A 12,600-nucleotide genomic window follows, 5' to 3' on the forward strand; every position below is an offset into this window, starting at 1 on the left:
GGTCCTCACCGGCGGACGTGCACGGGCGACTCGGCGACCAGCACGACGGCGTCGGAGTCGGTGCCCCGGAGCGAGAGTTCACCCGCGTCACACTCGACGGCGGGGAGAACGGGTGCCTCGGGGATGCCGTAGTCGGCAGGCTCGTGGAATCGGGCGGCGATCACCCACTCCCGCGCGAGCATGCTGGTCCCGTCACTCATGGCCGTAATCGACGTTCGAGCGACTCGCCGGCCCGGAGGTGCGCCGGCGTTCGCCCGTACCGGACGGCAAGGAGTTCGGCGACGATGCTGTGTGCGATCTGGTACGGCGTGCCGCCACCGAGGTCGAGTCCGACGGGCGTATAGAGGCGTTGTAGCGCCGCCGTGGGTGGGTCGCGCCCCTCCGTGCGCCACTCGTCGGCAATCTCCTCGAACCGCTCGGCCGGTCCCATCAGTCCCACGTACGGAACGTCGCTCTCGAGGAGTTCACCGACCGCGATGGCGTCGTCGACGAAGTTGTGTGTCATCACTACCGTGTAGGTGTTGGGACCGAGGTCGAGTTCCGAGCGGATCTGGGCGGGCGACAGGGACCGGACGGTGTCGGCCGCGGGGAAGCGCTCGGCCGTCGCGTCGGCGCCCCGGAACCCCGCGACGGTGACCCGGAAGTCGGCCCGGCGGGCGAGTTCGATAACCGGGCGGACGTCGTGACCGGTCCCGAAGACGACGAGGTCGGCCGGGGGTGTGACGTGATCGACGAACACCTCGATCCGTCCGTCCGGCCGCGGGCACTCGACTGTCTTCGAGTCGCCGGCGCGGCGGCACTCGCGGGCGGCCGACGCGAGATCATCGCCGAACCACTCGGGCGGGGCCGCAGGCGTCGGGTCGTCGCCGACGGCGACCGCACGCGCCCCGACCGGGGCCGCGGCGTGATCGGCGTCGACGACGGTGTAGACGAGCGACTCGCGCCCGTCGTCGTACGCGTCGAGCGCAGAGCGAAGCGATCCGTCGAGCGGTTCGAGCAACACGTCGATGACGCCGTTACAGCCGACGCCGAGTCCCCAGACGTCGTCGTCGCCCGTCAGGTCGAACCGCTCGACGCGGGGGTGGCCCTCGGTTCGAACCTCCGCCGCGAGGTCGATCAACACGTCTTCCAGACAGCCGGCGGTGATACTCCCGAGGCCGGTGTCGTCGGCCACGAGCATCTTCGCCCCCGGCCCGCGGTACGCGCTCCCCTCGACGCCGACGATGGTCGCGAGGACCGGCGTCTCGTCGGCCTCGATACCGCGGCGGATCGACGCCATCACCGCCGACTCGGGGGCGCTCCACTCGTCGTCGGGAACGAGGTCGGCGTCACTCACGGCGAGTCACCCCGGAGCGGCCCCGCAGTCGGCCACGCGAGGCGCGGTCGGTCGTCGGTCGATACGGTCGTCGGTGTGGTGTGTCGTCGTGTCATCGGTCGGTTCGTCGCCAGTCGTGTTCGTAGCCGACTGGCCGCTGTCGGTGTCGAAGCTGTCGTGCCATGTCGAATAGGTCGGCCGGCTCCGCGAACGCAAACAGGCCGTCGACGTGTGGCAGGGCGGTTACCATCCCCCGGCAGGCCGGCTCGTAGGCCGTCGAGGCCGCGAGCGGGTTGAGCCAGAACACCCGCTGCGCCCGACGGTCGAGCCACGTCATGCCCGCCTCCAGGTCGGACAGATCCCCGGTTTCGAGGCCGTCGCTGACGACGAGGAGGACCGTCTCGCGGTCGACGGCGTCGGGCGCGCGGTCACGGATCGTCGTCAGCGCGTGGCCGATGCGGGTTCCGCCGCCCCACGCGGCTTCGAGGCGGTCGAACTCCCGGAGCGTCGCGTCGGGTGATGCGGCCTGCAACGCCGTCGTCACCTCGGTCACGTCGGTGTCGAAGAGAAACGTGCGGGCGGTCCGCCACTCGTCGGTCAGGACCCGGAGCATGCGCACTAGGAACCCGCGGTCGACGATATCGAGGACCGACCGGCTCACGTCGACGAGGATCAGCCCCCGCACGGCGTCGGGACGCCGCGCTCGCTGTGGCACCTCCATCACGACGCCGCCGGTGGCGTGTGTCTGTCGCATCGCCCGACGCACGTCCGGGCGCCCCTCGGATGCCGGCGTCCGCCGCCGGCCGGGCAGGCTGGCTATCGCATCGGTGAGCGCCCGCACCGCCGGCGTCGGATCGGCGACGGCGCTCGCCTCGAGTGGGTCGGTCTCGACACGGTCCGACGGAGCGTTCGGGCTGAATTGCGCGCGCGTTCCCGCGTCGCCACCGGCCGTCTCCGAGGCGTCCGCACCCCCGAGACGTCGGGACACCGACGACTGTCGGTCGTCGCCGGAGTCGCGGGCGTCGTCGGCTCCGCGGTCGGTCGGGGCGTCATCGCCGGCCGCGTCCGATGCGAAGCCTCCGTCGAGTGATTCGGTGTCGACGCCACCCGCAGGGTCGTCGACGGCGTGTGTCACCTGCCGCCAGAACCGGTCGAAGAGGCGGTCGAACGTCGCCGCGTCCGTCGGATTGGAGACAAGCGCCGCTCGGAGTGCCGTTCGCGCCTCGTCTTCGTCGTCGAAGCCGACGACGGCGAGTACCTCGGCGGCGACGAGCGATCCGTCGGCCGGCACCGCGACGCCCGCCGTCCGAAGGGCGCCGACGAACCGGACCAGCGCGGATCGAACCCGTCTCGTGACGTCGAGCGGGTGGTCCGTCCCGTCGCCGTCACCGAGACGAGATGGATCGAGTCCGGGATCGGGCTCGGGGGACATGTCGGTCATTCACTGGACGTCTCGGCCGCCGCGAGGAGGGCCGACATGGTTTCGTCGTCAACCCGTTCGACGTCCTCGACTTCCTTCAGGAGACAGCCGAGGGTGGTGCGAATGTCGGTCGCCGTGAGGGGGTGGTCGCCGTCGGTCGGCACGCCGTCGAGCGCGGTGAGCGCACGCGCCCAGTCGAGCGTCTCGGCGACGCCCGGCGGTTTCAGGAGCGACTCCTCCCGGAGCCGTTCGGTGACGCCACAGACCGCGGCGACGACGGTCTCGTCCAGTTCCGGGACCTTCCGCCGGACGATAGCCTGCTCTTTCTCGAAGGACGGCGGTTCGACGTGGAGGTACAGACACCGGCGCTTGAGCGCGTCGCTCAGGCCCCGCGTCCGGTTGGACGTGATGATGACGATAGGCGCCGTGTCGGCGTCGACCGTTCCGAGTTCAGGAATCGACACCTGGAAATCCGAGAGCACCTCCAACAGCAGCGCCTCGAACTCCTCGTCGGCGCGGTCGACCTCGTCGATCAACAGCACGGGTGGGCGCTCGCCGCTGTGGTGGAGGGCACGGAGAAGCGGCCGCTCCAGCAGGTACTCCTCCGTGAACACCGACCGCTCGTCGCCGTCCCGCCCGGACTGGACCGCGAGCAGTTGCTTCGTGTAGTTCCACTCGTACAGGGCGCTTTCGGCCGCCAGCCCCTCGTAGCACTGGAGGCGAACGAGGTCGGTGTCGAAGCCCGCCGCCAGCACCTTGGCGAGTTCGGTCTTACCGGCGCCGGGTTCTCCCTCGACGAGGAGCGGGCGCCCGAGTTTCAGCGCGAGCAACACCGTCGTCGTAATCTCGTCTTCGGCGACGTAATCACTGGCGTCGAACAGCGACTGCAGTCGCTCGCTCGTCAGCGTCTCGAAGTCGTCGTGAATGGCGTCCGTCATAGGGTGTGTGACCCGGCGTTACGACGGTCCGGCAGCGACGACACCGGTCCCCGTCGCCGCGTCCGTGATGGCCCGCTCGGCGTAGGTTTCGAGCAACTGCGCCCGGAACTCGGCCGAGGCCTGGAGGTCGTCCATCATCATCATCTCGTCGAGGTCGTTGGCCGCGTTCGTGGCGGCCGTGGCGACCGTCTCACCGTCCGGGTTCGTCCCCGCGAGGGCGTCCTCGACGGGGTCGAGGCGAACGCCGTGATCCATGATCCCGTTGGCGGCGACGCCGACGTCCTCGACGCGACCGGCGTCGACCGTCATCGAGACGGCGACGCCGACCATGGCGTACCCCGAGGACGGACTCGGCTTTTTCGCATACGCGCCCGTCGCCTCCGGCCGCGCCGGGAACTCGATTCGCGTGAGGAGTTCGTCCTCGGCCACGTCGGTCGCGTACATGCCGAGGAAGAAGTCGTCGGCGTCGACCCGCCGCTCCCCGTCAGGCCCCTGCAGGACCATCGTCGCGTCGGCCGCGAGCGCGGCCGCCGGGAGGTCCGAGGCGGGGTCGGCGTGAGCGAGATTTCCGCCGACGGTGCCACGGTTGCGTACCTGCACGTCACCGACGGCGTGGGCCGTCTCCGCGAACACCGTGACGTTCTCCCGCATCACTGGGGAGTCGTCGACCGTCGCGTAGTTCGTGAGCGCGCCGACCGAGACGGTTCCGTCCGCGTGGTCGATCCCCTGCATGGCGTCGATGTGGCCGATGTCGACGAGCAGATCGGGGCTCGCTAACCCCGATTTCATCGTCGGCAGGAGGCTGTGTCCGCCGGCGAGAATCTCCGCCTCGGGGTGGTCGACCAGCAGGTCGACCGCTTCGTCGACCGTCTCCGGCCGCTCGTACTCGAACTCGTCGGGGAACATCAGTGCTCACCCCCGTCGGTCGCGGCGTTAGCCGCGCGCCAGACGCGTTCGGCCTTCATCGGCATCCCGATTTGGTCGACGTCGAGTGCGTCACAGACGGCGTTGACCACCGCCTGCGGCGCGGCGATAGTGCCGGCCTCGCCGACGCCTTTCACGCCGAGGGGGTTCACCGGACTCGGCGTGCACGTGGAGTCGGTTTCCATCGACGGGATGTGTTCGGCCTTCGGCACCGTGTAGTCCTGCATCGACCCCGTCACAAGTTGGCCGTTGTCGTCGTACTCGGCGCCCTCGTAGAGCGCCTGGCCGATGCCTTGGGCGACGCCACCGTGGATCTGTCCCTCGACGATTTTGGGGTTGATCTGGTTGCCCACGTCGTCGACGGCAACGTAGCGCTCGATGTCGATTTCGCCGGTGTCGGGGTCGACCTCAACGACGGCGGCGTGGAGGCCGAACGGGAACACGAAGTTATCGGGGTCGTAGAACGAGGTCGCTTCCAGTCCAGGCTCCATGTCGTCGGGCATGTCGTGAGCGAGATACGCCTGCGTGGCAATCTCGGCGATGTGCATGGAGCGGTCGGGTGCGCCGGCGACGTGGAAGTCGCCGTTCTCGAACTCGATGTCCTCGGGGGCGGCTTCGAGCTGGTGGGCCGCGATTCGCTTTGCCTTCTCGACGAGTTTCTGGGAACTCTTCACGAGCGCACTGCCGCCGACGGCGGCGCTCCGACTGCCGTAGGTTCCCATCCCCTGTGGAATCTCGTCGGTGTCGCCCTCGACGACCTCCACGTCCTCGTAGTCGACGCCGAGTTCGTTGGCGACGATTTGGGCGTACGTGGTGTCGTGTCCCTGGCCGTGGCCGGAGGTCCCGCAGTACGCGGTCACCTTCCCCGAGGGGTGGAATCGGACGAGCCCGCTCTCCCAGAGACCGGCCTGAGCGCCGAGTTCACCGGCGAGTTCCGAGGGAGCCAGCCCGCAGGCTTCGATGTACGCCGAGAGACCGACGCCGACGTACTTCCCCTCCGCACGCGCCGCTTCCTGCCGCTCGCGGAGTTCGTCGTAATCGAGGAGGTCGAGCGCTCGGTCGAGTGTCTTCTCGTAGTCACCGCTGTCGTACTCGACGGCCACCTGCGTCTGGTAGGGGAACTCCTCGACGAAGTTGCGTCGCCGGAACTCCGCGGGATCCATTCCCACCTCCTTTGCGGCGCGGTGGATCATCCGCTCGACGACGAAGGACGCCTCGGGACGGCCGGCGCCGCGGTAGGCGTCGACCGGCGGCACGTTCGTGAACGCCCCGGTGACCGAACAGTAGATGGCCGGAATGTCGTACTGCCCGGACAGGAGCGTGCCGTACAGGTACGTCGGCACCGCGGGCGCGAACGTCGAGAGGTACGCGCCGAGGTTGGCGGCGGTGTCGACACGGAACCCGAGGATGTCGCCGTCGTCGGAGAGCGCCATCTCGGCGTGGGTGTCGTGGCCTCGCCCCTGGGCGTCGGTGAGGTACGTCTCGGTGCGGGTGGCCGTCCACTTCACCGGGCGCTCGTGGCGCTTTGCCGCCAGCGCGACCAGCGCCTCGTCGGCGTAGTGGTGGATCTTGCTCCCGAAGCCACCGCCGACGTCCGGCGCACGGACCTGGAGTTTGTGTTCGGGGTGGTCGATGACACCGGACATGAGCAGGCGGTGCAGGTGCGGGTTCTGGGAGGTCATGTGGACCGCCAGCTCATCGTTCGAGGGGTTGTACTCCGCCACCGCCGCCCGGGGTTCCATCGCGTTCGGGATCAGGAGTTGGTTCTCCAAGTCGAGGTCGACGACGTGGTCGGCGTCGTCGAAGGCGGCGTCGGTCTTCTCGGCGTCGCCGATATCCCAGTCGAAGGCGACGTTGCCGCTGGCGTCGTCGTGGACGGCCGGCGCGTCGTCGGCGAGCGCCTCGCTCGGCTCCGTCACCGCGCCGAGGCGGTCGTAGTCCACGTCGATCCGGTCGGTCGCGTCGTGGGCGATGTAGCGCTCCTCGGCGACCACCACCGCGAGGGCGTCGCCCTGATAGCGGACGCGGTCCTCGGCGAGAATCGGGTGATCGACCTGTTCGAGTGAGTCGAGCAACCAGCCGGTCGGCAGGTTGCCCGGCGCCTCGATGTCCGCGGCCGTGAACACCTCGATCACGCCGTCCATCGCCTCCGCCTCGCTCGTGTCGATATTCTCGATGCGGGCGTGGGCGTGCCGGCTTCGCTTGATGGTCATGTGGACCATCCCAGGCAGTTCGATGTCGTCGGTGTACTCGGCGTCGCCGGTCAGAAGCGCCGGGTCCTCGCGGCGTTCGATGGCAGAGCCGAGGATGTCCGCGGCGTCGACGTCGTCGGGGTCGACCGACTGGACGCCCGATCCGGACTCGGATTCGGCACCCATCGTCAGTCACCTCCCCCGTCGGCGACCGCCGGTTCCTGTTGCATCTTCTCGGCCGCGTTCTCCACCGCGCGGACGATGTTCTGATAGCCGGTACACCGACAGAGGTTGCCTTCGAGTGCCTCCCGGATCTCTTCCTCGCTCGGGTCCGGATTTCGATCCAGCAGTTCGGTCGCGGTCATCATCATGCCGGGCGTACAGTAACCACACTGCAGGCCGTGTTCCTCCTGGAACCCCTGCTGGATGGGGTGGAACTCGCCGTCAGTGGCGAGTCCCTCGACGGTGGTTACGTCGCAGCCGTCGGCCTGAACCGCGAGAACGGTGCAGGACTTGACAGCTTCGCCGTCGAGGTGGACCGTACACGCCCCACACATGCTGCTCTCACAGCCGACGTTCGGGCCGGTGTAGTCGAGTTCGTCCCGGAGGACGCTGATCAGTAGGGCGCGTGGCTCGACGCTCAGTTCGTGTTCGGTGCCGTTTACCGTGAGTGAAATGTCACGTGTCATCGTCAGATGTAGCTGCTGATACGGTCACGGAGACCGGACGATTCGTCGCCAACGTCGCTGAGTTCCTTCTGTACCTGTTTGAAGAACCGACCGACGACGCGGTTAGCGACCGGGTTGATGACGCGTTGGCCCATCTGGGCGACTCGGCCGAACACGTCCGCCTCGGTCCACCACTCCACGTCGACGCCGTCGTCCGTCTCGACGAGCGTCATGCCCGAATCCATCTCGAACGAGGAGTCGCTCGCACTCCCCTGCCCGGAGGCGTCCATCTCGGGGAACTCCCGTCGGTCGATGGTCACGACCGTCTCGAATCGGGGTTTGACGCTCCCGACGCCGACCTGCACGAGGGCGGCGTAGTGACCCCCTTGGGCCAAGCCCCGTTCGGCTACCTCCTCCGGATCCGCCTCGGGAAGTGTCGCCGGATCCTCCTCCTCGGCCGCCGCTTCCTCAAGTGCGTCGAAGTCGACGTCGTCGGGGTTGTCCACCTCGACGAGGAACTGACACCCCGGCAACGCGTTCTTGATCATCACCGGGTCCGAAAGGGCGAGCCACACCTCCTCGGTCGTCACATCCGCCAGTCCGAACGTTCCGTCGAACTCCATCTACCGGGTCACCCCGTCAGACGTGCCGATGTTAAGTGATTGTGCTATCATTAGTGAACTACTGTGGCAGTAACCATTACAACGAACATAATAAAGATTTTGCGTGCAATAGAAACTGAAAGCAATTACTCTGCGCTAGCGCTTCAGGCTAGGACGCTGAATATACCACACTTTGGCTGCCACTCTCAGATTGAGAAACTATATTCGGTTTCGTCTGTGACCATATTCGACCGGAACGCGCACGGGGCCGAGTCGCTGGGGACGACATCGAATGACCGCTACTCGACGCCGTCCGTGGCCGGAATCTGTCTCCGGACCGTTTAGGAGAGAAGGTAGACTGGAATCAGTCGCCAACGACGGAGCTGTCAGCAGGCACGTCGTCGGTGCTGACGGTCACGCCGATGCCGTCGGCGTCGAGTCCCACGGTCACGGCGTCGAGGGTGGTTTCGAAGACGGTACGGTGGTGCCCGTCGGCGTCGTACGATAGCCGCGAATCCACCAGCCCGGCGTCTTCGAGGCGGTCTAGGCGACGGTAAATCGTCGCACGAGACGCCTCACACGCCTCGACCAGGCCTCGGGCCGCCCGCGGTTCGGCGTGGAGTGCTTCGAGGATGGCCCGACTGTAGTCGTCCTCCAAGAGGGCCAACACCTCGTCGGTTCGATCCGTGTCCCGTTGCTCGTCTGGGGTAGAAGACGGCGTATACGACGTCATCGATTTCACCTGAACACTCTCGCTCCGACCACCCAATCCTGCTGTCTACGAGCGTCGCCCCTGTCTGCGTCTGGGGCTATATGTATTGTGTTAGCCGCCGTCGGCGTCGTCGAACAGCAGGGAGAACGTCTTCCGCTCGGCGAGACGGAGGTGTTTGTTGAGCGTCGGCTGTGTGATGTCGAGGCGTTCCGCGACCGCACAGCCGTCGCTCTCGCGGGGCCACTCGAAGTACCCTGCCGCGAGCGCCGTGGTCAGGGCCTCCTGCTGGCGGTCGGTGAGCCGCTCGGTCACCCGGTCGCGGAGTTCCCCCGCCGTCCGGTCCTGGCGGCTGTGTTGTCGTTTCGCGACCAGTTCGACCGCGGGGGCGAGTTCGCGGAGACGGTCGGCGAACGAACGCACGTCGGCCTGGGCCGACACCTCGACGACGATGGTCGTCTCGGCAGGGGTCGCCACCGCCCGCCGGAGGACGGCGCCGTACTCCGCGAGCGGCGACCCGAACCAGGAATCCGTCCGGGCCTCGACGAGCGTGGAGTCGGCGTCGTCGGTCACGACCGATGTCGATCCGGGAAGGGTGCGGTCGGCCACCGACTCGGCGGTGTCGGCGTCGGTTTCGAGGGTGAAAAAGACGCTCACGCCGCCGTCCCGCGCGACGGTGCGCTCGTGTTGTACCCGGCAGTCGGCCATGCGCGCGGCCCGCGAGAACGGCACCGAGACGGCGTCGTCTCCCCGGAAGACGAGTTCGACCGTCTCGTCGGACTCCAAGGCGCGTCGGCGTTGGATGGCGACCAGGGCGTAGCCGACCGACGTGCCGAGTTGGTCGAGGACGTCCCGCACCCGGTCGCCGAAGGCATTCGGCGAGGAGGCACCAACCACGAGGACGCCGTGCGTGATGCCATCGTAGATTAGGGGGACGGCACAGACCGACTGGACACCGTCGGCGAGCGCCGCCCGGCGCCAGTCGGCGCTCGGCCCGTCGCCGACCACCGACTCGGCGACCTGTACGTCGTCGGACCGCCAGGCTCGGACGGCAGGGTGCGGGTCGGGACCAGCGGCCGCCGTCGAGAGGGCCGTCCCCGCGGGAGCGACGGCTTCCGGCGACACGCCGGCGGCGACGCGTGGGGTGAGTCGGTCGGCACCGACCTCGACGCCGCCGATCCAGGCGCGTTCGTACGGCCCGGCGTCGGCCAGGCGGTTACACACCGCTCGTTCGACCTCCGAGGCGCCCGAGGCGTCGGTGATCGCCGCTTCGACCCGCTGGGTGAGGGTCGCGATGCGGTCCAGACGCTCGGCGCGTTCCGTCTGGGTGCGGAGGCGTTCCTCCTGTGCGGCGAGGCGTCGCTTGCCTCGCAGGTGATTGAGCGCGGCGTCGAGTGTCGCCGCCAGGACGTGAGCGGCCTGGATCGTGTCCGGATCGAGCGAGTGGTCGGGGGTTCCAACCAGGAGGGCGCCGTGGTTGCCGAGCGCGAGCGCCCGCCAGTCGGCGAGACCAGTAATCTTCCCGTCGTCGGCCGGTGTGGCGACCGTCCCGGTCGCGAACGCGTCCCAGAGCGGTCCGCCGTCGGCACCGACGGTCCGCCCGTGGAGACCCTCGGGGACGCGACCGGCACACACCTCGGGCCGGAGGACGCCGTCGCTGTCGTCGTAGAGGAAGGCACAGACCACGGAGAGATCGAGCGTTTCGGTCGCCGCCTCGACGGCCATCCGTGCGGCCTCGGCCGGGTGGTCCGCGGTCGCGATGTCCTCGGTCGCGGTGTTGAACGACGCCATCCGGCGCTCGCGGGCCTTTCGCTCTGTCACGTCGCGGCTGACGATCACGATCCGTGTCGGCCCGTTCGTCCAGGCGATTGGGTAGAAGTCGGAGTGGACCCACCGGATCTCGCCGTCCGGGCGCTCGATCCGGTACTCGTGGGCGTAGCGATCCGCGGCCGACCCGCCGGCGACGTCCCGCTGAATCCCCTCGATGGAGGCGCGGTACTCCGTCTCGTCGTCCTCGTGGAGCGTGCCGAAGAAGCCGTCCGGATACCGCTCGTGGAGCGTCGAGAGCGGCTGTCCCCAGATCTCCTCGTAGCCGGAACTCAGGAAGTCGGGGTTGGGCGAGGCGTGATCGAGTTCGTCCACCCGGCCCAGAAAGACCGCCTCGTCGATGCGGTCGAGGATCGCCCGCAGTCGGCGCTCCGAGCGCCGGCGCTCGGTCACGTCACGCGAGATGGTGAGCAGTCGGTCCTCGCCGTTGATCGTCGTCGGTGTCGCGGTGACGTCGAGCCATCGGATCTCGCCGTTGGCCGTCTCCAGTGCCCACTCCAGTTCTTGGGGCTCGCCGGTGTCCGCAGTCTCCTGGATCAGTTCGACCGCCCGGTCGGCGGTGTACCCCTCGCCGTCCGCGGTAACGGTCTCTAGCCCGCTTCCGAGGATCGTCTCGCGGTCGTAGCCGGTCAGGTCACACATCGCGTCGTTGGTCGCGACGATGGAGGCCGACTCGGGATCGTAGACGTTGATGACGTCGGTGACGCCGTTGAAGATCTGCTCGTACTCGCGGCGGCGACGCCTCCGCTCGGTCACGTCGCGGCCGATGGCCAGATAGCGCGTCTCGCCGCCGATTCGGGCGGTCGTCCCGCTGATCTCCAACCACCGGCGCTCGCCGTCGCGCGTCTCGACTTGCCACTCGACTTGCTTCGACTCGCCGGACTCGACGACCGACTCGATGATCTCCTTGCCGCGCTCCTCGGTGAACCCCTCGTGTTCGACGCTGATTGCCGCCGCCCCCACGTCGAGCAACTCGGATTTCTCGTAGCCGAGGAGCGTACACAGGCTCTCGTTGGCGTCGATCATTTCGCCGGATTCGGGGTCGTGAACCGAGACGGTGTCGTTGACGCCGTCGAAGATCTGTTCGTACTCGCGCTCGCGGCGCCGGCGCTCGGTCACGTCTCTGAAGTTGACCATCGTCGCCGGCTCCCCGCCGTGCCGGATGCGCGAAACGACTAGGTCGAGTGTCCGGACGTCGCCGCCGGCCGTCTCGACGCGAACGTCGTACCGATCCGGCGGCGACTCGCCGGCGACGCGGCGCTGGTAGCGGTCCCGGACCAATGCCTGGCTCTCCGGCGTGAACACCTCGTGGAACGGCCCATCGAGAAGCGTCTCGCGGTCGTAGCCGGTGATATCCACGAACCGCTCGTTGACGAAGGTGAACTCTCCGTCCTGTACGACGGCGACGCCGTCCGAACTCTGCTCGACCAGCGTCGAGTACTTCTCCCGTTCCTCGGCCACGGCCCGTTCGTGTTCGCAGTCCACGATTGCGGTGAGACGACTCACCAACAGGTCGGGGTCGTCCACGACGAGACGGCGAGGGAGGACGGCGGCTGCCCCGGCCGACAGGGCCGCCGTCGTCCGCTCGTAGCTGTCGTCGACCAGTACCGCGACGGGACCCGTGGCGGCGTCGGTGACAGCCGCACCGTCGACGCCGGGGGCGTCGTCGTCGACGAGGAGGCAGTCGGCGTCTGCCTCGGGTGCGGTGGCGGGTGGAACGGTCTCGACGTGTACCGGAGACGTGTCGGCATCGACCCCCGACCGGAACGCGGCCACCGTTCCGTCGGTGCCGACGACGGCGACGGTAATCGGTCCGGAACGGAGCGATGACATGACTCATCGGCCGTTCCGAATACTCAAAAACGTTCGGCGGCGACCGGTCGCGTAACCACGCTGGGCGGCCGCATCGAGAGCGTTCGAGGCCACATGCAGGCCGTGCCCCGGCGTGCCCGGAGATTCCTGCGGATGAACGCAACGTAGGTGCGGCGGGGTCGTCTGGATCAGT

Annotated in this window: 10 protein-coding genes; all 10 read right to left on the minus strand. The window is 68.2% G+C overall.

The window, feature by feature from the left end:
• Positions 1-5 precede the first annotated feature (5 nt).
• The 10 genes from NO878_RS03930 to NO878_RS03975 all read right to left on the minus strand — a co-directional run bounded on the left by NO878_RS03930 (position 6) and on the right by NO878_RS03975 (position 12,428).
• Positions 6-200, minus strand: coding sequence for a hypothetical protein (locus NO878_RS03930; protein WP_256404654.1), 195 nt, complete (start codon positions 198-200; stop codon positions 6-8).
• Positions 197-1,336 (minus strand): XdhC family protein, encoded by a 1,140-nt coding sequence (locus NO878_RS03935; RefSeq protein ID WP_256404655.1) that lies wholly within the window; start codon positions 1,334-1,336, stop codon positions 197-199. The genes NO878_RS03930 and NO878_RS03935 overlap by 4 nt, the downstream gene beginning before the upstream one ends.
• A gap of 91 nt (positions 1,337-1,427) precedes the next feature.
• Positions 1,428-2,756: a vWA domain-containing protein gene (locus NO878_RS03940; protein ID WP_256404656.1), complete on the minus strand. Its 1,329-nt coding sequence runs from the start codon at positions 2,754-2,756 to the stop codon at positions 1,428-1,430.
• Positions 2,753-3,673, minus strand: a complete 921-nt coding sequence (locus NO878_RS03945) for an AAA family ATPase (RefSeq protein ID WP_256404657.1) — start codon at positions 3,671-3,673, stop codon at positions 2,753-2,755. The genes NO878_RS03940 and NO878_RS03945 overlap by 4 nt, the downstream gene beginning before the upstream one ends.
• Positions 3,674-3,691: 18 nt before the next feature.
• Entirely contained in the window at positions 3,692-4,579 is an 888-nt protein-coding gene (locus tag NO878_RS03950) for an FAD binding domain-containing protein (RefSeq protein WP_256404658.1), read from the minus strand.
• Entirely contained in the window at positions 4,579-6,975 is a 2,397-nt protein-coding gene (locus NO878_RS03955; protein ID WP_256404659.1) for a xanthine dehydrogenase family protein molybdopterin-binding subunit, read from the minus strand. The genes NO878_RS03950 and NO878_RS03955 overlap by 1 nt, the downstream gene beginning before the upstream one ends.
• A 2-nt stretch (positions 6,976-6,977) precedes the next feature.
• Positions 6,978-7,478 carry a (2Fe-2S)-binding protein gene (locus NO878_RS03960; protein ID WP_256404660.1) on the minus strand — a complete coding sequence of 167 codons (501 nt, stop codon included), beginning with the start codon at positions 7,476-7,478 and terminating at the stop codon, positions 6,978-6,980.
• Positions 7,479-7,480: 2 nt separating this feature from the next.
• Entirely contained in the window at positions 7,481-8,080 is a 600-nt protein-coding gene (locus tag NO878_RS03965) for an SRPBCC family protein (protein WP_256404661.1), read from the minus strand.
• Positions 8,081-8,423: 343 nt separating this feature from the next.
• A complete protein-coding gene (locus tag NO878_RS03970) occupies positions 8,424-8,792 on the minus strand; it encodes an ArsR/SmtB family transcription factor (protein ID WP_256404662.1) in 369 nt (122 codons plus the stop codon).
• A gap of 90 nt (positions 8,793-8,882) precedes the next feature.
• On the minus strand, positions 8,883-12,428 hold the full coding sequence (locus NO878_RS03975; protein ID WP_256404663.1) for a PAS domain S-box protein: 3,546 nt from the start codon (positions 12,426-12,428) through the stop codon (positions 8,883-8,885).
• Positions 12,429-12,600 lie beyond the last annotated feature (172 nt).

Source organism: Haloplanus ruber, assembly GCF_024494725.1.
GTDB classification, from domain to species: Archaea; Halobacteriota; Halobacteria; order Halobacteriales; family Haloferacaceae; genus Haloplanus; species Haloplanus ruber.